Source organism: Albibacterium profundi (assembly GCF_042159835.1).
GTDB lineage: Bacteria > Bacteroidota > Bacteroidia > Sphingobacteriales > Sphingobacteriaceae > Albibacterium > Albibacterium profundi.
This window is the reverse complement of sequence record NZ_JBBVGT010000003.1, coordinates 331,982-358,114: the sequence shown is the minus strand read 5'-3', so window position 1 is coordinate 358,114 and position 26,133 is coordinate 331,982. Positions and strand designations below refer to the sequence as shown.

Here is a 26,133-nt window from a genome sequence, read left to right as displayed (position 1 = left end):
CACTTCAACGAAGTGAAGCCTCTATCCATTCATCGTAAAACTGAATTTCGGTCATCCCTACTGCACGGATCTGTTGTGGGATAAAACTCGTTTGTGTCTGGCCCGGAATTGTATTAATTTCGATGAAATAAAATCGGTCTGTATCCTTCTCCAAGAAAAAGTCGACCCGCACCAAACCTTTACAATTCAGTCGCTTGTAGACCTGCTTTACAATTCGTTTCATCCTCGCGTCTTGCTCGTCGTTAATATCAGCCGGTGTAATCTCTAAGGTAGCACCCGGTGTATATTTCGCAGCATAATCAAAAAACTCACGCCCCGTAATAATCTCCGTAGCCGGGAACACCTGAACCTCGCCTTTAAACTGATACACTCCAACTGAAAACTCCCTACCAGTCACAAACTCCTCTACTAATACTTGCTTTCCGGTGTTCTCTGTATTAAAAGCCAGCTTAATCGCCTCGTCCAATCCCTCCACGGTAGTCACCTTTGACATCCCGATACTGCTACCGCCCGCATTCGGCTTCACAAAAACCGGCAGACGCATTTTCTCTGCAATGTGCGCTGCAGCACCCTCCATATCCCATTCAAACAACTGTGCTGATTTCGCCATATACATCTCTTCAATCCCTCCCAATACAGCTTTGGTGTATGCCTTGTTCATTGTCAGACTCGATGTCAGCGAGTCGCACGAGGTAAAAGGTATATCCAACATTTCTAAATAACCTTGTAATTGTCCATTTTCACCTGGCGCTCCATGAATCATAATAAAAGCCAAATCAAAATGAATAGCCTCATCGCCCAACGCCAGCGAGAAATCGTTCTTATCGATAAAAAATCGCTCCCTCGCTTCATTTTCATAGTACCACCCATCCGGATATACGTGAATCAGGTACACGTCAAAGAGCGTGCGACTTATGTTTTTCCCAACAAAAGTTGCGCTATTAACAGACACTTCAGCCTCCCCCGAATAACCGCCACACAACAAGGCAATTTTTCTTTTCATAATCTATAATTTGAAAACAAATATAGAGCATCTTTAAGATTTTAAGTATGTTTGAAACGGAAATAAATTTATTTTTTCAATTCGCAAAAGTGGGCTAATCTATCAATTGGATTAATATTTGCTTAGATTGAAAACAGCTGGTTTAACAAAATAATATGAGCAAATTCTTTCAGTACTTAGGAACACAAACATTTAGAAGAAATCTGATCATTGCCATCATCGCTATTGTGCTCTTTGTGTTCATTATTTTCTTTGTTTTAAGAAGTTATACCCGGCACGGAGAAAATATCAAAGTTCCTGAGCTTACCAACATGTCTTTACAAGACGCTATCAGTACCTTAGAGAGCAACGGGTTTAGGTATCAAGTAGATTCCGTATATGAGACCGACGCCACACCGGGAATGATTATCGACCAAGACCCTTCCCCCGGCTCAAACGTAAAAACCAACCGGACCATCTACATCACTATGATCACCATGACCCCGCCTTTTGTAAACTTTCCAGAAGTTCGGGAGATGACTTTCCTAGAAGCTCAGGCTGTAATTGGCAACTACGAGCTTAAAGTTGCAGACACCATCTATATACCAGATATTGCTCGAGATGTCGTTCTCGATGTAAAATACGGAGGCGAAAAGTTGATCGCCGGACAGGAGATCCCAAAAGGTTCAAGTGTTTCATTGGTCTTAGGCAATGGAATGGGTGATTCTGAAGTAACTGTTCCCAACCTTGAGGGCCTAACGCTTAACGAAGCTACGTTCTCCATCAAAGGCTCTTCCCTAACCCTTGGTTCCGTGAATTATATGGGTTATATTACTGACTCTCTAAATGCAACGGTAGTGAGCCAAACCCCTATGCCAGATTCGACCAAAAAGGTTAGCATCGGCACACCTATTAACATTGCACTTAGCAATTAAGATTAGAAAGTATTCATGGCGAAAAAAAAATCAAGAAAAAAAATACTATACATCGTTCTTGCAGTATTATTTATACTCGGCATTATCGGCGGCTACCTCGGCTATACGCTTTATCAGCGCTTTATGGGAGCCAACGTTACCGGCGAGCGGGAATATCTCTATATACCTACCGGCTCCGATTTCGATGATTTGATGCAGAATCTTGTCGACAGTAATATTGTAGAAGACACGGCAAGCTTTCATTGGGTAGCACGACAAAAAGAATATCCATTGCGTGTAAAGGCGGGTAAATACAAGCTCGAGGAGGGAATGAATAACCGAACCTTGTTGAATTTATTGGGCGCAGGTCTCCAAGAACCGGTTAACCTCCGCTTTCAGAATATCCGATTAAAAGAAAGCTTTGCAGCACATCTTGCAAACCAACTTGAGCCCGACTCCGCAGCGTTCAGCGCCGTCCTTAATAATGATAGCTTAGCCCAAGAGCATGGTTTCACAACAGAAAACATCTTCACGATGTTTATTCCAAACACCTATGAGTTCTATTGGAATACATCAAGCGAAGAGTTCTTTGACCGAATGGCAAACGAATATGATACCTTTTGGAATGATGAACGCAAAGCGAAAGCAGACTCCGTAGGCCTTAGCCCGATCGAAGTCAGCATTCTCGCCTCTATTGTCAAAGGCGAGGCCTTGCATGTCGATGAGATGCCTGAAATCGCCGGGCTGTATATCAACCGACTCCGTCGCGGCATGCTGTTACAAGCTGACCCCACCGTCATCTTTGCAACACAAGACTTCAGCATCAGACGCGTGCTAAATCGCCACCTCCGAACGCCTTCGCCTTATAACACCTACATTCACAAGGGATTGCCTCCCGGGCCGATCATGATGCCGAGTATCGCATCCATCGATGCGGTTTTAAACTTCAATGAACATCAGTATATTTATATGTGTGCGAAAGACGATTTCTCGGGCTATCATAATTTTGCAACCAATATGAGAGATCATCTTGTCAATGCCAGAAAATTCCAACGTGCACTGGACGAACGAAATATAAAACGATAATGTTTACATTCAAGTGCAATATCCGGGTACGATACGGTGAAACCGATCAGATGGGTTATGTTTACTACGGAAATTATGCAGAATATTATGAAGTAGCCCGTGTAGAAATGCTGAGAAGCCTGGGCACTTCCTATAAATATATGGAAGACAACGGGGTTATGATGCCCGTATTAGACTTGCATTGTAAATATATCAAACCCGGGCGCTACGATGAGAACCTCAGCATCACGGTTAGTATCAAAGAAAAACCCGGTATACGCATCAAGTTTTATTATGAAATTCACAACGAGCAAGCAGAGCTTATCAACCTTGGCGAAACCACCTTGGTGTTTGTCGACATGAAAAGCGGTCGCCCCTGCCCACCTCCGGACGATTTCAACGCACGACTTGCACCTTATTTTCCATAAAGCATGTTTAACCGAATGCACAATACTCTACTCAAGTTCAAACCCTACGATTATTTTATCGAGTGGACCAAGGTTGTTGTGCTACCGGGTTTCGGCTCTTTACCCCTCTACACGGTTGCTGTTTTCTTTTTTCAGGAAATAGCTCGTGAATCGCTCCTCAATAAAGCGGCAGCACTGGCATACAACTTTTTACTGGCCATTTTTCCGGGTGTGATCTTTATCTTCACACTCATCCCCTACATACCGGTGCAGAATTTTCAGGAACAATTGCTCTCGTTCATCGCTCTAGCCCTGCCGGAGAATGCCTATGAAGTTATCCAGTCGACCGTAGAAGATATCATTATCAATCAGAACCGAGGTTTATTGTCCTTTGGTTTTATTGCCGCGCTACTTTTTGCAACAAACGGACTTACTTCGCTGATGAACGCATTTAACAAGGCTTCCCTAATCACTGAAACCAGAAGCTGGTTCAGACAACGCATGGTATCCATCGGTTTATCATTTATGGTCGTTATCGCCTTGGCTATCGGATTTACCATTATAACCATCTCCAGTTACATTTTCACCTACTTTAGATCCTTGCTTGAAATCGATGAAAGCTTTTGGCTCAACGTTATCTACGTTACCCGCTGGTTTATCCTGGCCGCTGTCTATTTTTTTACGGTCAGCATGATCTACAAATTCGGGCCATCCTCATCCGCACGATGGAAATTCTTCAGTCCGGGTGCTACCTTGGCCACCATCTTAGCCATTCTTATTTTCTTAGGATTTGCCTATTATATCAATCACTTTAATGCCTACAACCGACTCTACGGGTCTATCGGAACACTCATCGTCATTATGATCTGGCTCTACCTGAATTCTCTTATCTTACTGATTGGTTTTGAGCTAAATGCGGCGATTGAGCTGTCCAAACGAAGCATCAAGATCGTCAAACCCCGTTTCAATTCTTTTAAAACCGACAAGCCAGCTGAGGAACGTTATAAACGTTTCTAATTTTATCTATTATTGAAATAGATTTTCTATATTTAATTTCAATTTTATTTAAATCACAGTATCTGATTTCACCTAAACTAAAACCTATGGCCAATAGAAAAGTATTTTTACAGCAGTCAGCACTACTTGCTGCGGGCGTCCTTTTGGGCTCAGCATGCAGAACCTCTACTAACAACAATGAAAGCGCACAAAATGATGACGCAGATCAGGTTGCAAAAGAAATCGGACTGCAACTCTACACCCTGCGTGAATACATTGGACAAGACGTCAGCGGTGTTATCCAACAGGTAGCGAAGATTGGCTACAGCGATGTAGAGCCTTTTGGCTTCAGCAGCAAAGCTGGTTTTTGGGGACTGACTCCTGCCGAATTCAAAAAGCTATTGGATGACCATGGACTCAAAAGTACGAGCGGACACTATGGATTCGACGAGTTTTTGCGCACTGACGCAACGACAGATCTGATGGCTACTATTGAAGCTGCCAAAACCATCGGAAACGAATACATTACCCTTCCTTGGCTCTCGGAAGACTTACATACCGACGCCGACATGTACAAACTGATTGCAGATAAAATGAACAGAATGGGTGAAATCTGTAAAGATGCAGGCTTGAAGTTCGCCTATCACAATCATGATTTCGAATTCGAAACCCTAGCTGATGGTAGTAGAGGTTATGATATCTTCTTGGCCGAATGCGATCCGGCACTGGTCGACTTTGAACTCGATCTGTACTGGGTTGTCCGCACAGGCAATGATCCACTTGCCTTATTCGACAAGCATCCGGGTAGATTTACCATGTGGCATGTGAAAGACATGGATAAAGCAAAACCTGAACTTAATACCGAAATAGGATCGGGAAGTATCGACTTCCAAAGCATTTATGATGCTCGCGATAAAGCTGGATTAAAGCATATGTTCGTTGAACAAGAAAACTTCGCTATGGATGCATTTGAATCTATCAAACAGAGTTATGATGTTATAAATGATCAATGGACCTAAGTCCTTTGTGTTCCTAAAGCTAGGTCCGATTACAATTACAAAGAACAGCAGGAGTTTAACAAGGAATTAAGCTTCTGCTGTATTTTTTTGCAATAACATTTTTATCTTGATATTCAGAGCGGCGAATAGCAATGTCATAAACGGACTCACGTAGTTAAAGACCGCATAAGGCAAGTAAGCCAAGGTGTCAACACCCAACACCCCTGCATTATAAGCTCCACAGGTATTCCAAGGAACCAATACCGATGTAACTGTACCTGAATCCTCCAGAGTCCTACTTAGGTTTTCCGGTGCCAAGCCTTTGTCCTTGAAGGCCTGAGAATACATCTTACCAGGAATCACAATTGCCAAATACTGATCCGACGCCGTTATATTTAACATCAGACAGCTCGCTACCGTATTCGCAAAGAGCGAGAAGATCGAATTAGATATTTTCAGAAGTGAACGCGATATCTTTGCTAACGCACCGATCGCCTCCATCACGCCACCAAATACCATTGCGCAAATAATCAACCAAATGGTTGGCAGCATACCCGCCATACCTCCCGAGTCAAATAAATCCATCAAGGTCTCATTATCGGTCGGCACTGTAAAAGACACCGTAATAGCATCCATAACAACCTTATATCCTGCCTTAAAAGTTAGGTTATCAGAACCGCTCAGTACGTGCAGCAGTTCTGATTGAAAAATTACTGCAAACCCAGCAGCCAACACCGTCCCAAGCAAAAGCGCAATCAGAGGCTCTGTTTTTCTCACAATCAGACCAATAACGAGTACGGGAACAATAAACAACCAAGGGGTAATATTAAAAGAGGACTCAATGGACGTCAGAATCCCCTCGATATTTGCAGTGCCCTGAACATCCAAATTCGCACCGATAATCGAAAAAACGATTAATGTAATAACCAAAGTCGGAACCGTTGTCAGAGTCATATAACGAATATGAGTAAACAGGTCGGTTCCAGCCATGGCCGCTGCTAAATTTGTTGTATCTGATAAAGGCGAAAGCTTATCGCCAAAATAGGCACCAGAAACCACCGCACCGGCCACCATCCCTAGCGGAATACCCAATGCACCACCAATCCCAATCAACGCAATGCCGACCGTAGCGGAGGTGGTCCAAGAACTTCCGGCTACCAAGGATATGATTGAACAGATAATCACGGCCGCGGGTAAGAAAATCGCAGTACTTAATACTTGGAGACCATAATAAATCATAGCGGGGATGACACCGCTCAACAGCCATGTCCCAGCCAAGGCGCCTACCATCAATAAAATCAAAATAGCCCCGGTAGTCGTGTCCAAATTCTTAGCAACCGCATCAAGCATTTGCTTATAACTGGTTTTATTCAAAAAACCAATAATTGCCGCTACAGCAGCGCCCATCAATAAAATAAACTGATTACTACCACTTAACGAATCGTCACCATAGACAAAAACGTTGTATGACAACATCACTATTAATAAAAATACAGGAATTAGAGCCTCCCAGATTGAAAGCTCCCGATTTTCTTTGATTGGTTGATCCATCCGATTTTTTATTTCACGTTGACAGCTTTTCTGCATCCGCCGGTATTCCGATGCGATGATAATGACTATCTAAGTGACTTCTCATTCCATTTCGAAACTGTTCTGCATCGCCCGTCTTCAAAATTTCAACGAGATCCTGATGCGATGTAAATTTATCGCCTGCTGTAACCGACTCCAGTAAACCGCTCGATTGAACATATTCAAATACGGGCAATAACATTTGTTGGAACTCCTTAAGCGTTTTGTTTTTACTGATATCGTATAAGGTACTATGAAAAGCCACCTCATGTTCTATCGAAAAAATCGTCCGATCTGGCAATTCCGGTTCATTTGCAACTATCTCTTCCAGTTTCTGAATATCTTCGTTCGTAATATGTTTAAACAGAAGATCGGCCATACCCACCTCCAAGACTAATCTCATTTCAAACATATCCCTTAAGGTTTCATTCGATAGAACCGTCGGGTATAAACCCTTCTTTAGCAAGCTCATCAAATCCGGATTGGTTAATACCGCGCCTCTTTTCTTTTTCGAATCAATAAGCCCGATCATCCTCAAGCGCAAAAGCGCCTCTCGAATCACTGTCCTACTCACACCTAAGATCTCGGCCAACTCCACTTCCTTCGGGATAGGGTCACCCATATTGACCTTCTTACTAATAAATAGGTCTATCAGTTGCTTTTCAACCCTATCTACCAATGATTTATTGTCAATCTCTTTCAGGCTATCTCTCATAATTTGGTTCTCTAAATTACTTCTCCTTGAAACAATTTTATTCTTATGTGTTAAAAACATCCCAAAATAGTTAAAAGAATGTATAACTTAAATTTTTTTATAAATATTAAGTATATTTATAAGTCAACGACAAAGACCTTAAATACTAACATCATGAACAGAATACTAATTCCGGTAGATTTTTCGAAAAATGCACTAGCCGCTACCCGTTATGCAGCCACCTTAGCCAAAGTCATGAACTGGTCGCTCCATCTCATTCATAGCTACCTCGCTTATTCATCTAATTTTGCAACTGATGAATTCAATCAAGAGATCCACGAATACGAGACGGATATCGCCAGCCAAAACATGAAGCAATTCCTTGACGATCTGCGAGCTGAGTTTCCCGAACTTGTAATTACCAGTGAAATTAAAGAGGGTGTTCTGAGTACCGTGATAGAAGAAGCTATAAAAACGGACAAGTATGCGTTGGTTATTATGGGAACCAAGGGAGCTACCGGCTTGAAGAGTGTGGTGATGGGGAGCAATACCTTCGATGTAATCAAAAACACATCGATACCCACGCTCGCCGTTCCAGAACAGCCCTTTACAACAATTCTTTCTCGCGTGGGTCTGCTCACCAACTTCAAAGAATCCGAGTTTGAAGTTCTGAAGGATTATATTCATATTTTTGGAAAACCGGAAAGCTTGATTCTATTCCATATGATGGAGAAAAATAGTGACAAGACGAAGGAAGACTTAAAAAACTGGGCAGAGCAGATTAAAGCAGAAGCGGGTCTCGAACAAGTAGAATGTGTTGCCCAGGAAATGATAGAACGTTTGGACGTGCGCGAACACTTCCCCGATTATATTTTCCGGCTAACTGAATCCCAAAAACTAGGAATCCTGCTGGTTACCAAAGAGCGGAAAAGCTTTATTAGCCGACTTTTTTCCAGAAACTTAGTAAAAGCGTTAGCACACGAGCTCAAAAACCCTGTATTCTTTCACGCAGGATAAAGCTTATCGCTCGTACTGAAACCTTGCCAATACGGCATATTCAGCAGCAAAGGTGAATTGGAACATTCCTTCCACCCCATGCTCACTTTGCTCTTGTCCCCAGCCATTCAGCAAATCTGTCGGCAATAGACCTCTTCGTCTATGGTTTTCGAATCCATAATCCAGATTTTTCTGAAAAGACTGAATATAGGACGCGACTGCTTGATATTCCGGATACATATCCAAATAACCCCGTAGCAGCACTCCGTTAAACCAGTTACGGAAACCACCGATATGATAACTATAGTGACCCGATAGATCCCTATCAAGTGTCGCGAAATAACGGAAACTGTTATCTGACAGTGCCTTTCCGTCATTCAAGTAATCTGCGTCTTCGGTCGCCCGATACAAATCGGCTGCCCCCGAAAGCATCGTACCGCTGTTATAGGTATACGGCTGTCCAACTGCCTCGGTCACACGCGTATTAGCGCGATACTTAATTCCGTCCACCGTTTCATAACCTATTTTACAGCGACCGCATCCGCCCATCATATCCGCATATACACCCTCTGTATTCAACAACTTCACCTTTTGCCATTCATATACTTTCTCAGCATAGTCCAAATAGTGCTCTGCTTTGGGACGCATTACAGACTTCCGGCTTTCCTTATCAGACGGATCCACAAAGCGATATTCTATTTGATCATCGCTAGTCGCATAAATCTCATGCAACCAAACTAGTGGACTTATGAGCGGACCATTGCTACAAGCATGTTTAGTCACATATCCCGGCCCCCATGGAATCCCTCCATGCTCATTTCCGTCTACGTCTCTAGTTGTATCCCAACCATCCAACACATACTCCGTCAGATACTCAGCTTTTTCCAGATAACGCTCTTCCTTCGTCAGTCGGTACGACTCCAACAGTTCTCGTATCAACCACATCTGATCGTCATAAACATTGTAAATACCGGTTACCCGAGCTTCCCCTTTCTGACTAACCCGATCCACAGCATAAACAGACCAAGTCTTTGTTTGGGTAAAGGAGGTCAACTCAAAGGTTCCCAAGTAATAATCGGCATTATCGTATAAATCTGAAAGCAATTGGGTATAGCGATTAAAGTTCTGTTTATAGATCTTGCTATTGCCACTTTCCTTCGCCAGTTCAAGCGAATGAAGAATCGCATTGACCGCTTCAATAGCGCTCGTATACATCCACACACTGCCTCGTTCATCTGACGCCTTGCCTGTCGCTGGATCATAATAACGTGCCATCGCCATTTCCTCGCCGATGAGATAATGCGATACCGCCGAGTCAAGGATTGACATCCCCCGCTCCAAGTTTTGTTGAGCCAGGCCGGTCGACTGCCCCTCTTTCTGATTGATTGCTTCCTTCTTGGCTTGTATACCACAACTTGCCATAAATGTAGCGCCGAATGCCAGCGCCATGATCATAATTAGGTTTTGTAATTTTCGTAGCATCCTCAAATATAACATTCGTGTGCTAAATCCTTTTACTAACCTTAAAAATTATGACAAAATTTCCTGATGACAAGCTAGGTACGTTTATTGATATGTATTTGTAAAGGAGTGAAAATGACAGATTTCAACAACAAAATCAACATTAAAGACATTCAGGATCCTACCGAAGATTTCTATACCAACTTCAAGGAAAAATTAAATGCTGTCGAACAGTTCCCATCGTTTTACACCTTTAAATTTATCATTAAGAGTGATTCTGGCAATGACGATCGGGTGCGAGCTATATTTGATCATCCTAGCGCTAAATTCTCAGAAAAAGCGTCTTCTGGCGGCAAATACACATCCGTTACCGTCAAAGTATATGTTAATAACGCCGATGAAGTAATCGACTATTATAAAAAAGTAGCAGAAATTCCGGATGTTATGATGCTTTAAAAGTTCTGCAAGCTTTTTCCCGTCTTCATTGCTTTCAGAACATTTCTTTTGGCGGCGCGGATGGCTGGAGAAAGCTCTTCTTCATCAACCAGATCCAAGGCCGCTTTCAATTCCTGGTTCAACTCTGGGATTAAACGACAAATCTCGTAAGCTATTTTTATACCAAGCGACTGAACCGCCAAAGGTTGCCTAGATGAAAACATCGCTTCCATACAGAAATCAAGAAAATCCACACGCTCTGACCTCCTCATAGGCTGTCTATATAGAATCGTAAGAACTTGTCTACGCAAACCATCATACCTACAATCCATCGCCAAGTCGATTAACTCATCCTGCTTATCGAACAACCATTCATTCTCTTTTTTGGGGAAATGACTCATAACCCAGCCAGCATAATAAGCCACCACCTTTTCATCCGTGTCGAACAGCAAAGCATACAGCTCTTGCTTTCTTTCATCGCTGCCCTGCACATAATGGATAATCGACCGAATATCAGTCATGTGAATACGACTGGAAAGTCGCTGCTTCAATGCCTTCGTCTCTTCTTTTGACATCGTTTCATACACTTGTTTGAACAGATTTTAGATTCCTGTTGAAAAATAGTAAAAAATCCCTATTTTGCGTGCTTTTTGAATTATAGCCGATAAAAAATTGAATAAAAAGACAAGAGATATCATCACCATAGGCTTTGCTCTATTCGCCATGTTCTTTGGTGCAGGAAACCTGTTACTTCCCCCCTATATAGGAATACAAATTGGCAGCCATGTATGGATTACCATTTTGGCATTCGGACTCACCGGTATCTTATTACCATTTCTCGGAATCCTTTCGGTGGTTAAGGCCGGAGAACGCTTTGAAGATCTGGGAGCCAAAATACACCCCTACCTGTCGCCCATACTAGGGACCATCATTATGCTATGTATAGGCCCGCTAATCGCCATCCCGAGAACGGCAGCTACAACCTATGAGGTAGGTATCTTGCCTTCCTTTCCAAGCTCCGGACCGGTTTGGACCTCTATCGTCTTTTTCCTAGCAACCTGGTTGTTGACCATACGCCCTACCCGTGTAGTTGATATCATCGGCAACATTCTTACGCCGATACTGCTTATTCTATTGATCTTTTTAGTTTTCATAGGTATATTTTCACCAGTCGACAGCTTCAGTGAGTCTTCTTTAAGTACCGGCGAATCTTTTACCTTGGGTTTTATTGAAGGTTATCAAACACTGGACGTCTTAGCATCCGTCATTTTTGCTGGGATCATCATTGCCGCCTCGAGAACCAAAGGTTATGAAAACACCCGCTCAAAAATGCAGGTAGTTATCACTGCGGGGGCACTTTCATCTATTTTTTTGTTTATTGTATACGGCGGACTTATTTATCTGGGCGCAACCTCAGGAGTATCAGATACCGGCATAAAGCGCTCCGAACTACTCATGCACATCTCCCATTCCGTCTTGGGCGCTTATGGCACCCTCGGCATTGCGATTTCCATCGCCCTAGCTTGTCTAACTACTTCCGTCGCGCTCGTCTCTGCTTTTGGTAGCTTCTTCTCTAATCTGAGCAAAGGAAAACTAGGTTATAAACTGTTGGTTACCATCTGCTGTATTGCATCCTGCGTCCTATCTATTACCGGGGTGGACAATATCATAAGCTTTGCTTATCCTATCTTGAGTTTTGTTTATCCTATCGCTATCACACTCGTTCTCTATTTTGTTTTCTTTTCCCGCATAGTAAGCAATCGACTACCCTACATTGCTGCACTATTAGCTTCCACAGTCATTGCCATGTTTCATTTGCTAGAACACTTAGGATTGATCGGCCCCGACAGCTACAGCATCCAAGTACTGAGTAATATTCCTCTTTTTGATTATGAACTCGGCTGGGTAGTACCATCAGCAATCTTCTTTTTTACTACCTGGGCAATTAGCGGTTCCAAGAATCAATTAAAAGCACGGCAAGCATAATCAGACGACCTGTAAGATAAATCCCTAAGGGCACTAAGAAGAACCACTTAAATGCCCAGTATTGTCGTTTACTCATTCCTGAGAATATTTTCGGACGTTTCATGGTAGGCTAACAAACCTTGACCTCCGATCGTTTAGAAAAAAACTTTTTACAATTTCGATTTATTTCTTTTTTAGTTTTGTTTTCTATAATAATGTTTATTATTATTGTGTTTAGTTTCTTTTATATCAAAGAAGCGCATTAAAACAAACTTCGAACCCTTTCGAATCAATTAATTCGGAAGGTGTTCACAAATATTTAACCTAAAGACAACCAGATATTAACTTAAATTAACCTTAAGATGAGTCTATTTGCGGCATTCAATCAATCCATTCATAAACATAGTAAAATGAAAAATCTCGACTTTTTATTTAAACAAAAGCAGCGGTATTTAATACGGTACCTGGCAGCTTTTAGCCTGCTTATCTGCATGCTTCCGTTCGGCATAAAAGCCCAAGAGTTGGTCACAGTAGAAGGCGTCGTTAAAGCTGCAGAAGATGGCGGCACCCTTCCAGGAGTCTCCATTATGGCTAATAATCAGCCGCTGATCTCAACCGACAATAACGGGCAATTCAGTGTTTCCGTAGCTGTCGGCACAGAATTAAAATTTCAGTTCGTCGGCATGCAGTCGCAGACCGTGACCGTCAATCAAAACACGGGTCAGCTGAATATCGTTTTGGAGCGGTCTACTAACAACTTGGAGGATGTAGTCGTTGTTGGTTACGGAGAACAAGTAAGGCAAAATCTAACGGGGGCCATTACGACAGTCGACATGGAAGATCGAGAAAATGAGCCCATCACCAATGTGAGTAATGCACTTCACGGCGTCCCAGGCTTGTTTACCAACCTGAGCAACAGTATGCCGGGGGTTGATAGAGCAACCATCCGCATTCGCGGGGTCGGTACCTTGAACAATAGTAACCCCTTGGTTTTGGTAGACGGGATTGAATATTCTATGGACGAGTTAAACCCAGCAGACATTGCCAACATCACCATCCTGAAGGATGCATCGGCGGCCATTTATGGTTCTCGAGCTGCAAACGGGGTTATCTTGGTAACCACCAAAACAGGAAAAGGAAGATCGAAAGTAAATTATAACTATTACATAGGATCGCAAGAAGCTACTCGCCTACCAGATGCCATCTGGGATCCATTGGCTTATATGCGTTTGAAAAACCAGGCCGGACTGAACAGCGGGAAGTCGCAACCGGAATATTCTGACGAAGAAATTGCAGCTTATGAAGCAGGCGTAGGTAAAGACCCTTACTTATATCCGGCGAGCAACTGGTTTGACATTGCTATGGAGCCCGGCCTGATGCAGAAGCACGACTTAAGCTTCTCAGGCTCTTCAGAAACGATCAATTACCGTCTGTCAGTAGGTTTCCTTGATCGCGACGGTATTGTCATTGGTCCAAATAATAATGAGAACAAATACTCGCTCGGCATCAATACGTCTGCGAAGGTTAACGACCGACTTACAGTGGGTCTTACTCTAAACGGTTACTACCGGAACTATACGCAACCGGTATACGGGAACGGTGATTTCTGGAAAGGTGTGATGCGCGCCTTGCCTCTTTTACCCGATACATTGGCCAATGGCGCTTATGGCGTGCCGACCATCAGAACCCAAGGAAGAAACAACTGGGAGCACCCAAGAATGCTTGCGGAACAAGGAAATTATAAAAAAACGGTGCAACGTTTCTTAACCACCTTGTACGCTGACTATCAATTGCCGTTCAACATAACCTACCACGCAAAACTGGGTATGGACAAATACGATGGATTTCAGGAACGCTTTGTACCGCATATGACCAAGCAACTGAACCAACCAGATGAAAATGGAGATCCCATCATCCAGACATGGAACAACCCAGCTACTGCGCCTAGAGCTTATAACTACGATTACAACGACATGAAGTTGCACATATTTAACACCCTAAGCTGGGCGGGTAACTTCTCGGAAGATCACAACTTGAACCTGATGATCGGTGGCGGTTACGACTGGTACCATAGTCAAGGCTTTGATGCACAGACCACCGGTTACTTAGACGGATCACTTACCGCTATCGGCGTTGGAACAGAACGATTGGCAATCAACGGTTCTTCTACCGAAGATATCCTGATCTCCTATTTCGGACGTGCTAATTACGACTACAAAGAGAAATACCTATTAGAGCTAACCGCTCGTTATGACGGATCTTCACGCTTTGCACCCGGAAAGCGTTGGGGTTTCTTCCCCGGAGCATCTGCAGCTTGGCGTCTTGATAAAGAAACCTTTATGGAAGACAGTTTCTTTGATTTCTTCAAGTTAAGAGCATCCGTGGGCTCCATGGGTAATCAGGCTGTTTCACTTTATAGCTACGAACAATCCATTGTACTCGGACAAGACTATTCCTTCGGCGGCGCATTGGTATCCGGTGCGGCTACCAATTCCTATTCCGATCCGAATATCTCCTGGGAGACAACAACCAGCTATAACTTGGGTGTTGATTTAGGAATTTTCAATAATAAATTAAGCTTTACAGGTGAGGTGTATAAAAGACGTACTACCGACATCCTGCGTACGGTCAACCTTCCGGCACAAGTCGGTAATCTCGGTGGTCCGAAAAGAAACGTTGGTACCGTAGACAATACAGGTTACGAACTAAGCCTAGCTTATCGCGATCAAAAAGGCGACTGGTGGTATGATGTATCCGGTAACTTCAATTACAATAAAAATGAAGTGATCGACTTAGACGGTCAGATCCTTTATGACGACGGAACGAACCTGTCCACCATTACTCAAGAAGGCTTACCGATGAACTCGCATTATCTTTTAGAAGCAGTCGGCATCTTCCAGACTGATGAAGAAATCGAGCAATGGGCAGACCAAGGTTCAGGTACCATTCCAGGCTTTATCAAATACCGGGATGTCAACGGAGATGGAATTATTAATGGAGACGACCGTGTCGTAATGAATTCATCATCCATTATGCCGAAATATACCTTCGGAGCACAGTTCAACGTAGGCTACAAGGGCTTTGACCTAGGCGCCACCTTCCAAGGAGTAGCCGGCATGAAAGTTTACCCTACCGGGAACATTGCTTTCCCGTTCAACAATGGGGCAAACGCTACTTGGGAATGGGCAACGGACGCATGGACACCTGAAAACACCAATGCACGACTACCAATTGTAACCGAAGCCAAAGACGGTCAGGCTAACTTCAGACGCTCCGACTTCTGGCTACGCGATGGATCATACTTACGTATCCGTAACATCCAATTGGGTTACAGCCTTCCTGAGCGTTGGTTATCTCAGATTAAAGTACAGAACATCCATTTATACGTCAACCTCCAGAACTATTTCACCTTTAGCAAGTACAAAGACTATGATCCGGAAACATCGGTAAATGTAAGCTCACTGTACCATTACCCGATGATTAAAACCCTCAGCGGTGGAATTAATGTTACTTTTTAAAATCTAAAAAAACGGAAAAGATATGTTACGCAATAAAATATGTTACGGAATCCTAATCAGCAGCTTGATTTTCGGCTCATGTGGGGATCGCCTGTTGGACAGCAGTCCGGACGACAAATACGTAGAAAGTAATTTCTGGAACTCAGAAGCAGCAGCAGACGCCGCCCTAACAGGCGTTTATAATATCCTGCGCTATGATGGCATCTATGGCAATGAGGCTACCCCACTTTGGGAGGACACAGCCACGCCAAATGCTTATAACTACAGTGATGCCAAAGGCTTCAATTCCATCGCTTCTGGAAAGCAAATGGAAACCACCGGCGGCGTTATCGCCAACCGCTGGGCTCGCTCCTATATGGGAATCGGTCGTGCCAACGCCTTCCTAGCGAATGTAGATCGAGTAGATATCGATGAAGAAAAGAAAGCTCGCATGAAGGGCGAAGCCAAGTTTCTACGAGCCTTGTATTATTTCTTCCTAGAGGCCTATTATGGTGATGTTCCTTTAATCTTAGACCCTCCGGCACTCGAGCAAGGAGATCTTCCGCGTACACCACGAGCCGAGGTCGTAGCTCAAATCATCAAAGATTTAGATGAAGCAGCACCTGTTCTCCCACCCTCTTATTCCGGCGCCAATGTTGGTCGCGTTACCCAAGGTGCCGCACTAGCTTTAAAAGCAAGAGTATTACTCTTTGAGGCCAGCCCACTGTTTAACACCAACAATGACATCCAAAAATGGGATGCAGCAGCGAAAGCAGCCAAGGCCGTGATTGACCTGGGTCAGTACGATCTGTACCCCGACTACCGAGCTCTATTTTTACCTGAGAATGAGAACAATGAAGAAGTTATCTTCGACATTCAATACATCTATCCAGACGGTGGCCACTCCTTTGACTTAATCTGCCGTCAGTACAACACCAACGCCCCCTTGCGGGAGTTGATCGACGCCTATTACATGAAGGACGGCCTACCTTACAACGAGTCAGATTTGTACGATCCGGATAATATTTACGCCAACCGCGACCCACGCATGGACATGACCATCGTTTATCCTGGCGCTACCTATATGGGTGAAACGGTTAGTGAAAGCCGCTTCGCTGTCACCGGTTACGGCATGAAGAAATACAGCATCTATGATGAGGAGAAACCACCATCCGACAAAGCCGATCTCAAAGGTGGGCAGTCGGAAACCAACTACATGGTGATTCGCTATGCAGATGTCCTACTGATGTATGCTGAAGCACTCAATGAATTCTCCGGCCCATCGCCCCAAGTTTACGACGCACTCAACGCCATTCGCGATCGCGTTGATATGCCGCACATTGAACCCGGTCATACCAAAGAAACCCTTCGTGAAGAAATACGCCACGAACGCCGCATCGAACTTGTAGGCGAAGGTTATTTCTATAATGACATCCGTCGCTGGATGATCGGCGAAGAAATGTTGAGTGGCCCAGTCCACGCCTACAATGGCAAAGAGCTCGAAGTCCGCAGCTTTGATCCGAAACGCGACTACTGGTGGCCTATCCCACTTGGCGAGCTCGATCTGAATAAAGAATTGGATCAGAACCCTGAATACTAAGGGCACACTTACCATCACGGTAACCCTATTCAAAGAGGCTGTTCATTTAACCGAACAGCCTCTTTTTTATTTGTTCCAAACTCCGGCCACGATTTTCAATTCTTATGGAATCATGATGAGAAAACGCTTTTAACTTTGTCAGGAAGAACAGTGGTCAAACAGTGGTCAAACAGTGGTTGAACAGTCCTCATACCCTGGTAAAATGACTGTTTGAATACTGTTTGTTTACTGATTGATCAGGGTTTGTTAACTGTCCATTTAAAACATGGTTGGGAGCGGGTGATACCTTGTTGGCGCCGCCGTGGGAATATGTTCGAAAAGGAACGGTGGATGTCCGCATGGTTAGCGTCGCAGCGCTTTCAATGGCGCTCATTGATGCTAGTTGGCAAGAATAGATTTACTCAGCAATTATTATTTCATCTCTAGATTCGCTATAATTGTATATTAATTAGCAAACTATAGCCCACAATTTATATATGCAAGAGCAACCCAATAATCCGTTACATGGAAAACGGTTAGATGACATCATCGAAAGCTTAGTCGCACACTATAAGGGCTGGGAAGGACTAGGACAGGAAATAAAGATTAAGTGTTTCAATGAAAACCCAAGTCTTAAATCGTCTTTAACCTTCTTAAGAAGAACCCCTTGGGCAAGAACCAAAGTAGAAAACCTGTACGTCAAGCTATTGAGGAAAGGGAAACTGTAAAATCAATTTCAGTTTTTTAATTTAGTAGTATTCAATAACTTTAGACAATTATAAAACCCTTACAATTTTTACGGTCCTTTATATACTTGTTACGCTGTAGCAGCATTGATCCCCGGTCTTGCGGTAACCGTTAGGCGCTTACATGATACTGGTAACAGTGGAGCAATGATCTTCATAAGCTTAATACCCGTCATTGGAGGAATCTGGTTATTGGTGCTTCTGTTGACAGATAGCAAGTATGGACCCAATAAATATGGTGAAAATCCGAAGATGGTTATGGCGTGACGGTAAAGTAATATGTTCTTTTGGCCTCGGCCATATATCGCCAATAAAACATACGTTCGGACAAATTCAACTTTTCAATCCAATCAATTAATAGCATGGCCTTTTCAGGGTCACTGTTGTGAATGACTGGGTTTTCAACTTTTAAAGTTAGCGGATTAAAAATAACCGACACCATGAGTTCAGGGTTGTCAGGCAAATCAATTTCTCTATCTACAAAACCCACCCATGTATTTTTATATTGTTGACGTAATGCGAAATAAAAGCGAACAAAGTCATGATATCGATAAACTGGATTCAGCTTATCGATTGAAAGAAACCCTTTTCGCAGTCTAATTTCGGCGATTGCATTAATCGGATTTGCGTGGTAGATGGGCTTCTTCCATGGTACATTCAGCGAACTGTCCAGATATTTAACTAACTTATTTTCCGTGATTACTTGATGTTTCTCATCAAATGGTTCGACCAAGATAAAAATGGGCTTCCGCCAGTCAGACAGACTGAATGTATCTACTTCTTGCTGATGACTCCGCAACTCATCATGTAACTTGTCCTGAAATTGTCCTAGACCAATTTTAGGACGGCTTAAATAATTGTTTGAGTTTACAAACACACCATCATGCGAGAACACAGTATCCGCATAAGCATATACCTTTGAGGAGTATACATCGTGATAGACACTCAATCGGTATACCTCATCCATGACAAGACTATCCGCATATTTTTCCAGGAGGCTGATGATCGTCGGATTTAGATGTTCCGGAAAGCGAAATTCATTAGTACGCTTAATTTCATTTTCTTGATTCTTCTTAAAATAGAACCAATAGCGACTACCTCTTAGTTCGCTCCCCTCAAGCTCCTTACCCACATCGATACTAATTTCGTTTAAAAGTTCCCGCGACTGACCAAAGCTCATTAAGGAGCACAGCAGTAGAAGAATAGTGATTTTAGATTTCATATTGATATTGATGCCTTAGGTGGGGAGATTCCATAAGACATTATCCATTTCAAGCACCAGTTTTACCTAATTCATCGATTAGCCGTTTGTTTTCCCAATTCAGTCAAAACATACTGCTGCTTGCTACTAGTGGGCTTGTCGGGAATTGTTAGAGCAACGAAACCATTATCTACCGCTGGTTGCAAATAAGTCTTTCTAAAATGCTCGCGATCAGTCAAACCTAATTTTAATTGCAGTTCTCCTCTATTGTGAACCCCATCAAACACTTTTAAGAGTGCAACTACTTGCGGGGTGACTTGCGGGGTGACTTGTTCGGTTGAAGGAAAAGTCATCCGTGTAAAGTTGTCCATAAAACGGAAGCATTCTCTACCGTAACTTTCTAAAATCCGCGGCACTCCTGATCCTAACTGCTCTACGAGTTCCAAATCTCTATATACACGCATCAACTCACGATTACGTGGGATCGAAACTCCATCAAAGAATTCTTCTTCACTTAATCCCTCAGGCAAAATACCTGCTGAAGTAATTTCAATCCGATCCGAGAATATCTCAAACTTAGGTGGTACTTCTCGTGTAAAGTCATTATGAACGATCGCATTTATTATCGCCTCACGAAGAGCTACTGGATTCCACAGTCTCCGATCTATGCGTTCTTTGGATGTAATCTGGGTAGCCGTCCTATTCTCCAGTTCGACCTTAAGGTGAATAAACTCTTCTTCATTCCATTGAAAATTTGTCCAATTGCGCCGCTGATGTATATAAAATGCCATGCCAATACGTGTCGATACGGTAAATATACAATTATTCACCGCAGAACATGCGGCGAATAGAGGCTTTATTCACCGCACACTATTCAATAATATTTAAAAATTACTTTATTCGATTCTTCTTAGACCTAAAAAATAAGCACTGTACTTTGGCTTCCTAAACCAATCTGTTTTAATTTTTTCTATAGTGATTTTAGGTTTCATATTGATAATGATTCCGGAGGGTTGGGAATTCCATGAGGCTTTATCCATTTCAAGCACCAGTTTTACTTAATCATCGACTCGCCATTTGTTTTCCCAATTCAGCCAAAACATACTGCTGTTTGCTTAAAGAGTTCAACCATTTTCGGGGTATTTCTTGAGCAATAGATATTTAGCTTGCGATAATTGGCACCTTCACTCCTATCTTCCAAACCTTATGGTATGATGGAATAGGTTGTCTCAGAGCCTTGATGTTAGCTAAGGAAAAATCAGTAATCCCATTCTGAAGATCAGGATAAATAATTAGACAGTCTATTATTTCATCAGAATCTTCTGTGATGCCCAGTTCATTTCGAACCTTTCTTAATCTTGCATATCCTGATACCTGCCTAATATCATCATGAACCTGCCCTTTTTGATATTTCAGCTTATACTTCGCGTCGATTATCATGGGGAACTCTTCATGCGTTACCAAAATATCCAAAGAGTTACCATATGTACTAAATTGAAATTTAATAACATTTTGAAGGTCAATATTGGCTAGGCGCATTTGAGCACACACATACATTTCAAACAACCCGGGCATATTAATCCAGAATGGAGACGTGAATACTTTTTCAATGTTTTGTGCTACAGTAATATTATAAGAAAACCGTTGAAGAATAAGTTTTCCAATTTTAATAGCTTCTTTGTATTCGTTGTAAAAAGGGTTATGCTTTACATGTTGTAATTCATCAATACTAACTTCAATTTTAATCAAGTCAAAGGCTGGTGAAATATAATGGAGGGTATTTTTAATCTCATTAATACTACTATGAAATAATCTCGAATGCGTATCGACATAGAGTGCAACAAACTTTGATACTTTTTTTAGAAAACGATTCTCTGCATTATCAACTCCAAAAACTTGATATTCACAATACGCTTTCGTTGGACGGTTCTTTAAAATATTCTGCTTTATATGTTGGCCTACAAGTATTCTACCTCTTACTTTATTATTCAGGTTTTCCCGCTTTCGGTAATAAGACTTTTTAAGCCCTTTTTGAACAATGCGTCGAACCAGTTTGAGGTACCTTACAACCAACAACGGAGTTAACATATCTTGCTGTGATTGCAACTCGATTGGATGAGCTTCATAATCAAGATAAAATAGATCATCCAAATATGAATCAAAATAAGAATCACCAGCAATAGTCATCAACATTTTAAGATAATCTACCTCCTCTTGCTTAAATAAGTCAGCATCTTCAATTCGCTGTTGATATTGCTTATCTTCCTGATGACCATCAGGATCATCTTCAGTATCTGTAATCTCATCAAAAACAACCGACACTTCACGATTGAGCTTTGGTGCTACCTGAATGTATCTCTTTTGAGGCACCAACCAATCGACGCCAATTAAGTAATCAGCTTGAAGCGAATACTCTGTTTCTGTTTCAGAAAGAACAATACTAGACGTTTGATTTTTAAATAGTTTCTTTGACTTAAACGACTTCAATAGGGCTAAGGGAATATGTTCTTCAGAACTATTATCCGACAGCATTTTACTATACCTTAATGCTTTATGTTCAGTTAAAAGCAACCCCATGTTCTTAAAAAACCTGTAATGAACGAATCTTTTCTAATGCGTTTTCCTTTAATACCCCATCTTTTACATACTCGAACAGAATTGGTTTAATCTCATATTCTAGACGAATATCTATCGAGCCACCTTCATCAGACTTATCAATAAAATATGAATGACCCAGCGCCACGTCTTTCGGTTCAAACTCTTGTGAAAGATAAGCAGATCTCGATTGATAATCATCCGTCGTAAAAAGGTTTTTTACTTCAAGAAAAAGATCAGACGCAAAATTCACGCTTTCATCTTCCGACAAATCTTTTGGCAATAAATCCAAAAAAGCAAATCTTCTCCTTATAGCGTAATCGATATGACCTACACTTCGGTCTGCTGTATTCATTGTACCTATAATATAAAGATTAGGAGGAAGCACTAAATCATTGTCCCCAACTTTATACATCGACTCGACAGCTTCACCACGATACTCTAAAGCGTAAATCAATTCACCTAATACTGATGATAGATTAGCACGGTTAATTTCATCCACTACAAGTATGTAATTATGTAGCTTTGGGGACTCGCCTGTCTTCGACGAGGGATGAAATGTCTTTTCAAACTCCCTATATCTTTCTACTACTTTGATAAAATAGGTTGCATGTTGCCTGGATAACTCTTCTAATTCAGTCATTTTCTTGATATCCTGACGCTCCTTTGCTCCGTAATGAATAATTTTTTCCAATTCGGAAAACTTCATATTTAGACCCTTCTGATGGGCTACCCATTTATCTCCTTTGTATTTGAAGCGCGTCTCATCGGCCGTAAATAAATAAACAGCATCAGTAATAGGGTATTTATGGTCGTCACTTTGGGCGATTTCATCCTTGATATAGGCTATGAAGGCTTCAAAAACTTCTTCGTTATAGTTTTCTTTTTTCTCTGGTTTTATCTGAGACGCCTTATAATTTCCTAAAGCCTTCTGAGCAAAGTCAGCTAGTATTTTATTTTCAGCCTCATATAAAATTCCATCACCGTCCTCATTTGGTTTTGAAACAATACCTCGAACAAAATCCTCATACGTAAAACTCGGATGAAATTGAATCAACTTAAATTGCGGATTATCGACTAGTAGATTATCAAAAAGATATTTTGCGACAGCAACGGCCATTCGGTCATCATTATTATCCACTTCATTGTTCCATCTCTCCTGTTTAAACGAATCTAAGATTTTCGAATACGTAATCGTATTTATTGTCCCTTTTTCTCTTTCTAAAACTATTTTATTATTCTCATTGCTTTTTACGGAATAAGTAACCTCGCCTTTTACCGTTGAGATTTGTAACCCCGCATGAACTTTCTCTTTTATTCTTTCATCAGTTAGTGGAATAAAGCTTCGTGCTATCAGCTTGGCTTCCCGAGTTTTTCCCGTTCCGGGGGGACCTTGTAAAATAATTTGCTTCTTGTATTTTAAAACATCTACCATATGATCGGACTTAACACCTATGGTTTGATGAAAGGTAGTATACTCTTTAATTGCGGCTGAATAATACCCATTCTTTCCGTATGAAGGAGCATCTTTATGATAGTACTTACCGTTTTCTAAACGCTGCTCTTTAATTAGTTCGTTGTAGAGTTCACCTAAGAAGTCAAGATCATCCACTTCAAAAATATTACGATCGAGAATAGTCGAGAGGATTTCTATTGCTTTAATGTAGGAACTTGTTTTATTTGATTTGACTGTTGTCCTCGAGAACAACCATTGTTTAAATTCGTCTTTGTATGATAGTTTATTTGAGTCCATCTGCTGCAATATATATTTATAATATTTCGTATCCTTCGCTACTTCTGAGTCGTAGGGTGTGATATTGGTTAGTGTTTTTAACACCAAAGAGTGGTCGATCCGCCACACGCCTTTCTTTAACCATTTTACACCCCTACAACTTTTATAACCTGTTCTATTTTCATCGTAATAATAATCTGTGATCACCTCTCCGTACCCCAAAAGAGTGTTCCTCCCCTTTTTAGCAATTATGATATCACCTACTTGCATATCATTTACAAACTCCCAATTGGCAGCTGTAGCGTTGTATGGATTGTCTCCCATGTTAAGTTCGATCAGCGCCAGTTTCACTTCCTCCTTGCTGGAATATTGACTTAGGTCTCCCATCCCGTCCCATCCTAAGCCCACAATTCCCTCTTCATAAAACTCATTCCAATATTTAGCATTCTCACCTGGAGCAAATAACCAATATTGTTTATCATTATTATTGGCGGGCCCGTCTTTATCCATATTCCAAATTTTAATAGAGTACTCGAAAAAATCTTCGTTTGTAGGTTTGTTTTTCAATACGAGATTTTGCAATTCAAAAAACGAAATACTCTTTGGTGGGTTTAGGTTTAATTTCTGAGCGATAGTTCTAAGCTTCTTAGGATTGAAAATATTAAAGATCTTGTAATCACTATACAGGAATGCAATTTTCCATTTTACGGCTTGCCCCAGATCTATATTTTCAACTGCGGTATAATCCTTACGCTTTACCGCATCGATAATACTGATAATATGTTTTTTGACAACCTCAAAGGCTTGCTGTGCAGTATTTCCATATTTCTCATACCAGCCGTACTGTCCGTCAGTCATAAGACCTCTGCTATTTGACTTGTCAGCACTGCCACTGCGGCGAAAAACACCAAATTTATACGCAGAGCCCCCACCTATTCCCCCAATCTCACTGGTACGAGACTCAAGCCAATAGCAGAATGAATCACTCTTGTTTAAGTTAGAGTATTCATCAAGAGTCATTTTTTCAACCCGTTCAACAGGCCAAGTTGTTATAAATTCGTTTACAATCTGGTATTTATTGGTCATAAAAATATTTCTTTATTTTAATGATCGAGGAAGCTTTTAATTCGCACTGACACATTCTGTTAAACTAATAATATTCCAAAATCATTAATCGTCAACTAATTTTCGCCATCGGCACCGCACAAACTTGCTTTGTTATATAACTCACTAGTAAGTAAAAAAATTGATGTGGACATGAAACTATGGCCTCATTTATAGCCGATTGATATCGGCCTTTTAAAATATCTTCATTTAATGTTGGTCTATATCTTCCAACTGTTCCAAGATAAAAAGCAAAGCCCAAAATACTTGACAGACGATGAAACCTTGAACTTTCTAAATCTAAATAAAACCGATACCCCCCTCTAGTAATCATAGGTGAAATTCCGAGCTTATTTATGTTATCAATGAGTTTAGGATAACACCTTTTCCAACTAATATCAGATTTATTGGTGTACCTTAGAATCAACGTTGATTTAAAATGATGGCAACGAGTATCATCTATAATGTCTTGCCGATCAAGTAACTCTTTAAAAATTCCTTTCGACAGCTTTTCAGTCTTCATTAATTTATCAAACTTTTTCTCGTATGACAACGTGTAGTAGATTTTATTGTGGTTAGCATTGGTCCTTATATTTATATCAACCGGTAAAAACTTTCTTTTGGTTAATGGAAATAAGTCTAAGGCATAACATATTTCATGAATTTCAGGAAGGTCTCTCAACAGCTCTTGGAACTTAATAGTACTACCGGTATCGTTCACAATTTCCTTTCCCAAAGTTTTTGCGAATTCATGAAATATCGAAATACCATCATCTCCATTTTTAATCAACTTTAAGACGTCCTTACTATCAGGAGGCAAAGTCAAGCCGTGGTGTTCTAATTTCTTTTCGAGATTATACTCATTTTTTATTAAATATACTTTGACAAGATTAATAAATGAATAATACAAAAGAGTGCCTTTTGAAGGCATATTCGCGGTCAAGGAAGAATTAAAAAAGTCCTGGGAGAGCTTTGTGAAATAAATTGCTTTACTTAAATTTTCCTTTTTCTTTTTACTGGAGTCCCTTTTTACGGAATTAAGTTCAGACTCTAGAAATGCTTCTAAATAATTGAACGGCTCCGATGTTAAAATAAAAGCAGAACCTGCTTCATTTTGAAACGGAAAGTATCTTACGGGGCGATAATCCCTAAGAGCTATTTCACCTAAATCCTCTAATTTCATTAACTAAAAATTTA

At 41.4% G+C, this 26,133-nt stretch carries 22 protein-coding genes and 1 pseudogene; 13 read left to right on the top strand and 10 right to left on the bottom strand.

Annotation, left to right across the window (positions count from 1 at the left end; genetic code table 11):
- Window positions 1–4 precede the first annotated feature (4 nt).
- Window positions 5–1,003, bottom strand: coding sequence for a D-alanine--D-alanine ligase (locus WKR92_RS13055; RefSeq protein WP_375558276.1), 999 nt, complete (start codon window positions 1,001–1,003; stop codon window positions 5–7).
- 155 nt (window positions 1,004–1,158) lie between these two features.
- Here WKR92_RS13055 and WKR92_RS13050 point away from each other — a divergent pair, with 155 nt between their 5' ends.
- The 5 genes from WKR92_RS13050 (at window position 1,159) to WKR92_RS13030 (ending at window position 5,383) form a co-directional block, all read left to right on the top strand.
- On the top strand, window positions 1,159–1,917 hold the full coding sequence (locus WKR92_RS13050) for a PASTA domain-containing protein (RefSeq protein ID WP_375558275.1): 759 nt from the start codon (window positions 1,159–1,161) through the stop codon (window positions 1,915–1,917).
- Window positions 1,918–1,932: 15 nt separating this feature from the next.
- A complete protein-coding gene (gene mltG / locus WKR92_RS13045; RefSeq protein WP_375558274.1) occupies window positions 1,933–2,982 on the top strand; it encodes an endolytic transglycosylase MltG in 1,050 nt (349 codons plus the stop codon).
- The gene (locus tag WKR92_RS13040; RefSeq protein ID WP_375558273.1) at window positions 2,982–3,389 is read left to right on the top strand and encodes an acyl-CoA thioesterase; all 408 of its coding nucleotides are present in this window, start codon (window positions 2,982–2,984) and stop codon (window positions 3,387–3,389) included. Before mltG ends, WKR92_RS13040 begins: the two co-directional genes overlap by 1 nt.
- Window positions 3,390–3,404: 15 nt before the next feature.
- Window positions 3,405–4,385: a YihY/virulence factor BrkB family protein gene (locus tag WKR92_RS13035; protein WP_375558272.1), complete on the top strand. Its 981-nt coding sequence runs from the start codon at window positions 3,405–3,407 to the stop codon at window positions 4,383–4,385.
- A gap of 86 nt (window positions 4,386–4,471) precedes the next feature.
- Window positions 4,472–5,383 carry a sugar phosphate isomerase/epimerase family protein gene (locus tag WKR92_RS13030; protein WP_375558271.1) on the top strand — a complete coding sequence of 304 codons (912 nt, stop codon included), beginning with the start codon at window positions 4,472–4,474 and terminating at the stop codon, window positions 5,381–5,383.
- A 66-nt stretch (window positions 5,384–5,449) separates the two neighbouring features.
- Here the strand turns inward: WKR92_RS13030 and nhaC are convergent, their stop codons facing one another.
- Window positions 5,450–6,913, bottom strand: coding sequence for a Na+/H+ antiporter NhaC (gene nhaC, locus WKR92_RS13025; protein WP_375558270.1), 1,464 nt, complete (start codon window positions 6,911–6,913; stop codon window positions 5,450–5,452).
- A gap of 13 nt (window positions 6,914–6,926) precedes the next feature.
- A complete protein-coding gene (locus tag WKR92_RS13020) occupies window positions 6,927–7,646 on the bottom strand; it encodes a FadR/GntR family transcriptional regulator (RefSeq protein ID WP_375558269.1) in 720 nt (239 codons plus the stop codon).
- Between the two features lie 153 nt (window positions 7,647–7,799).
- Between WKR92_RS13020 and WKR92_RS13015 the strand changes: the two genes are divergently transcribed.
- On the top strand, window positions 7,800–8,642 hold the full coding sequence (locus tag WKR92_RS13015) for a universal stress protein (protein ID WP_375558268.1): 843 nt from the start codon (window positions 7,800–7,802) through the stop codon (window positions 8,640–8,642).
- 3 nt (window positions 8,643–8,645) lie between these two features.
- On the opposite strand, the gene WKR92_RS13010 is transcribed toward WKR92_RS13015, so the two are convergent.
- The gene (locus tag WKR92_RS13010) at window positions 8,646–10,070 is read right to left on the bottom strand and encodes a glycoside hydrolase family 76 protein (protein WP_375558267.1); all 1,425 of its coding nucleotides are present in this window, start codon (window positions 10,068–10,070) and stop codon (window positions 8,646–8,648) included.
- 147 nt (window positions 10,071–10,217) lie between these two features.
- On the opposite strand from WKR92_RS13010, the gene WKR92_RS13005 reads away from it, so the two are divergent.
- Window positions 10,218–10,538 (top strand): DUF493 domain-containing protein, encoded by a 321-nt coding sequence (locus WKR92_RS13005; protein WP_375558266.1) that lies wholly within the window; start codon window positions 10,218–10,220, stop codon window positions 10,536–10,538.
- Here WKR92_RS13005 and WKR92_RS13000 read toward each other — a convergent pair.
- Window positions 10,535–11,092, bottom strand: a complete 558-nt coding sequence (locus WKR92_RS13000) for a HEAT-like fold family protein (protein WP_375558265.1) — start codon at window positions 11,090–11,092, stop codon at window positions 10,535–10,537. The genes WKR92_RS13005 and WKR92_RS13000 overlap by 4 nt on opposite strands.
- Window positions 11,093–11,189: 97 nt before the next feature.
- Between WKR92_RS13000 and brnQ the strand changes: the two genes are divergently transcribed.
- From brnQ to WKR92_RS12970, 6 genes and pseudogenes are all read left to right on the top strand, one after another.
- Complete coding sequence (brnQ, locus tag WKR92_RS12995) at window positions 11,190–12,503, top strand: branched-chain amino acid transport system II carrier protein (RefSeq protein WP_375558264.1); 1,314 nt, start codon at window positions 11,190–11,192, stop codon at window positions 12,501–12,503.
- 389 nt (window positions 12,504–12,892) lie between these two features.
- The gene (locus tag WKR92_RS12990; RefSeq protein WP_375558263.1) at window positions 12,893–16,000 is read left to right on the top strand and encodes a SusC/RagA family TonB-linked outer membrane protein; all 3,108 of its coding nucleotides are present in this window, start codon (window positions 12,893–12,895) and stop codon (window positions 15,998–16,000) included.
- A 22-nt stretch (window positions 16,001–16,022) separates the two neighbouring features.
- The gene (locus WKR92_RS12985; RefSeq protein WP_375558262.1) at window positions 16,023–17,579 is read left to right on the top strand and encodes a RagB/SusD family nutrient uptake outer membrane protein; all 1,557 of its coding nucleotides are present in this window, start codon (window positions 16,023–16,025) and stop codon (window positions 17,577–17,579) included.
- 269 nt (window positions 17,580–17,848) lie between these two features.
- The gene (locus WKR92_RS12980; RefSeq protein ID WP_375558261.1) at window positions 17,849–17,974 is read left to right on the top strand and encodes a hypothetical protein; all 126 of its coding nucleotides are present in this window, start codon (window positions 17,849–17,851) and stop codon (window positions 17,972–17,974) included.
- A gap of 81 nt (window positions 17,975–18,055) precedes the next feature.
- Window positions 18,056–18,286 (top strand): VF530 family protein, encoded by a 231-nt coding sequence (locus tag WKR92_RS12975; RefSeq protein ID WP_375558260.1) that lies wholly within the window; start codon window positions 18,056–18,058, stop codon window positions 18,284–18,286.
- An 81-nt stretch (window positions 18,287–18,367) separates the two neighbouring features.
- Window positions 18,368–18,571, top strand: a pseudogene (locus tag WKR92_RS12970) (DUF805 domain-containing protein); the annotation flags it as partial.
- Here WKR92_RS12970 and WKR92_RS12965 read toward each other — a convergent pair.
- The 5 genes from WKR92_RS12965 to WKR92_RS12945 form a co-directional block, all read right to left on the bottom strand.
- Window positions 18,561–19,526 (bottom strand): hypothetical protein, encoded by a 966-nt coding sequence (locus tag WKR92_RS12965; RefSeq protein WP_375558259.1) that lies wholly within the window; start codon window positions 19,524–19,526, stop codon window positions 18,561–18,563. The pseudogene WKR92_RS12970 and the gene WKR92_RS12965 sit on opposite strands and share 11 nt — an antisense overlap.
- Window positions 19,527–19,597: 71 nt before the next feature.
- Window positions 19,598–20,296, bottom strand: a complete 699-nt coding sequence (locus WKR92_RS12960; protein ID WP_375558258.1) for a Fic family protein — start codon at window positions 20,294–20,296, stop codon at window positions 19,598–19,600.
- A 370-nt stretch (window positions 20,297–20,666) separates the two neighbouring features.
- Window positions 20,667–22,082, bottom strand: coding sequence for a 5-methylcytosine restriction system specificity protein McrC (locus WKR92_RS12955; RefSeq protein ID WP_375558257.1), 1,416 nt, complete (start codon window positions 22,080–22,082; stop codon window positions 20,667–20,669).
- A 4-nt stretch (window positions 22,083–22,086) separates the two neighbouring features.
- Window positions 22,087–24,918 carry a DUF8426 domain-containing protein gene (locus WKR92_RS12950; RefSeq protein WP_375558256.1) on the bottom strand — a complete coding sequence of 944 codons (2,832 nt, stop codon included), beginning with the start codon at window positions 24,916–24,918 and terminating at the stop codon, window positions 22,087–22,089.
- A gap of 91 nt (window positions 24,919–25,009) precedes the next feature.
- A complete protein-coding gene (locus WKR92_RS12945) occupies window positions 25,010–26,119 on the bottom strand; it encodes a YaaC family protein (RefSeq protein WP_375558255.1) in 1,110 nt (369 codons plus the stop codon).
- Between the last annotated feature and the right edge of the window lie 14 nt (window positions 26,120–26,133).

Excerpts from the sequence above, each read along its gene's own strand:
- WKR92_RS13055 (WP_375558276.1), bottom strand. The coding sequence starts at position 1,003 with ATGAAAAGAAAAATTGCCTTGTTGTGTGGCGGTTATTCGGGGGAGGCT.
- WKR92_RS13050 (WP_375558275.1), top strand. The coding sequence starts at position 1,159 with ATGAGCAAATTCTTTCAGTACTTAGGAACACAAACATTTAGAAGAAAT.
- mltG (WP_375558274.1), top strand. The coding sequence starts at position 1,933 with ATGGCGAAAAAAAAATCAAGAAAAAAAATACTATACATCGTTCTTGCA.
- WKR92_RS13040 (WP_375558273.1), top strand. The coding sequence starts at position 2,982 with ATGTTTACATTCAAGTGCAATATCCGGGTACGATACGGTGAAACCGAT.
- WKR92_RS13035 (WP_375558272.1), top strand. The coding sequence starts at position 3,405 with ATGCACAATACTCTACTCAAGTTCAAACCCTACGATTATTTTATCGAG.
- WKR92_RS13030 (WP_375558271.1), top strand. The coding sequence starts at position 4,472 with ATGGCCAATAGAAAAGTATTTTTACAGCAGTCAGCACTACTTGCTGCG.
- nhaC (WP_375558270.1), bottom strand. The coding sequence starts at position 6,913 with ATGGATCAACCAATCAAAGAAAATCGGGAGCTTTCAATCTGGGAGGCT.
- WKR92_RS13020 (WP_375558269.1), bottom strand. The coding sequence starts at position 7,646 with ATGAGAGATAGCCTGAAAGAGATTGACAATAAATCATTGGTAGATAGG.
- WKR92_RS13015 (WP_375558268.1), top strand. The coding sequence starts at position 7,800 with ATGAACAGAATACTAATTCCGGTAGATTTTTCGAAAAATGCACTAGCC.
- WKR92_RS13010 (WP_375558267.1), bottom strand. The coding sequence starts at position 10,070 with ATGGCGCTGGCATTCGGCGCTACATTTATGGCAAGTTGTGGTATACAA.
- WKR92_RS13005 (WP_375558266.1), top strand. The coding sequence starts at position 10,218 with ATGACAGATTTCAACAACAAAATCAACATTAAAGACATTCAGGATCCT.
- WKR92_RS13000 (WP_375558265.1), bottom strand. The coding sequence starts at position 11,092 with ATGTCAAAAGAAGAGACGAAGGCATTGAAGCAGCGACTTTCCAGTCGT.
- WKR92_RS12990 (WP_375558263.1), top strand. The coding sequence starts at position 12,893 with ATGAAAAATCTCGACTTTTTATTTAAACAAAAGCAGCGGTATTTAATA.
- WKR92_RS12985 (WP_375558262.1), top strand. The coding sequence starts at position 16,023 with ATGTTACGCAATAAAATATGTTACGGAATCCTAATCAGCAGCTTGATT.
- WKR92_RS12975 (WP_375558260.1), top strand. The coding sequence starts at position 18,056 with ATGCAAGAGCAACCCAATAATCCGTTACATGGAAAACGGTTAGATGAC.
- WKR92_RS12965 (WP_375558259.1), bottom strand. The coding sequence starts at position 19,526 with ATGAAATCTAAAATCACTATTCTTCTACTGCTGTGCTCCTTAATGAGC.
- WKR92_RS12960 (WP_375558258.1), bottom strand. The coding sequence starts at position 20,296 with ATGGCATTTTATATACATCAGCGGCGCAATTGGACAAATTTTCAATGG.
- WKR92_RS12955 (WP_375558257.1), bottom strand. The coding sequence starts at position 22,082 with ATGGGGTTGCTTTTAACTGAACATAAAGCATTAAGGTATAGTAAAATG.
- WKR92_RS12950 (WP_375558256.1), bottom strand. The coding sequence starts at position 24,918 with ATGACCAATAAATACCAGATTGTAAACGAATTTATAACAACTTGGCCT.
- WKR92_RS12945 (WP_375558255.1), bottom strand. The coding sequence starts at position 26,119 with ATGAAATTAGAGGATTTAGGTGAAATAGCTCTTAGGGATTATCGCCCC.